Genomic DNA, 832 nt, shown 5'->3' on the forward strand with positions numbered 1-832 from the left:
GCTCACGCCGGGACAGATCGATGCCGAGCTCCTCCGCCGCGCGGAAGACGTCCTCGTCGGTGTCGCGCATCTCGATGGACATGCCGTCGCTGGAGAGCACCTCGACGTTGAGGCACAGCGACTGCATCTCCTTGATGAGGACCTTGAAGGACTCGGGGATGCCCGGCTCGGGGATGTTCTCGCCCTTGACGATGGCCTCGTAGACCTTCACCCGGCCGATGACGTCGTCGGACTTGATGGTCAGCAGCTCCTGCAGGGCGTAGGCGGCGCCGTACGCCTCCAGCGCCCAGACCTCCATCTCACCGAAGCGCTGGCCACCGAACTGGGCCTTACCGCCGAGCGGCTGCTGGGTGATCATGGAGTAGGGGCCGGTCGACCGAGCGTGAATCTTGTCGTCGACCAGGTGGAGCAGCTTGAGGATGTAGACGTAGCCGACCGCGATCGGATACGGGAACGGCTCACCACTGCGGCCGTCGAACAGCCGGGCCTTCCCGCTGCTCTCCACCAGCCGTTCCCCGTCACGGTTGGGAACGGTGCTGCCGAGCAACCCGACGATCTCCTCCTCCCGCGCGCCGTCGAAGACCGGGGTCGCCATGTTGGTGCGCGGGGCGACCTTCTCGAAGCCCTTGTCACGCAGCCGCTCGGCCCACGCCTCCTCGATCCCGGAGATGTCCCAGCCCCTGGCGGCGATCCACCCCATGTGCATCTCCAGGACCTGGCCGACGTTCATCCGGCCGGGCACGCCGAGCGGGTTGAGGATGATGTCGACCGGGGTGCCGTCCTCCAGGAACGGCATGTCCTCGACCGGCAGGATCTTGGAGATGACGCCCTT

General features: G+C 66.7%; 1 protein-coding gene. It reads right to left on the reverse strand.

Annotated elements, in window-relative coordinates; translation table 11 throughout:
• The coding region (locus ACTWPW_RS64400; protein WP_443175070.1) for a DNA-directed RNA polymerase subunit beta at positions 1 to 832 on the reverse strand (832 nt) is incomplete at both ends.

The organism is Nonomuraea sp. KM90, from assembly GCF_052246675.1.
Classification (GTDB): Bacteria; Actinomycetota; Actinomycetes; order Streptosporangiales; family Streptosporangiaceae; genus Nonomuraea.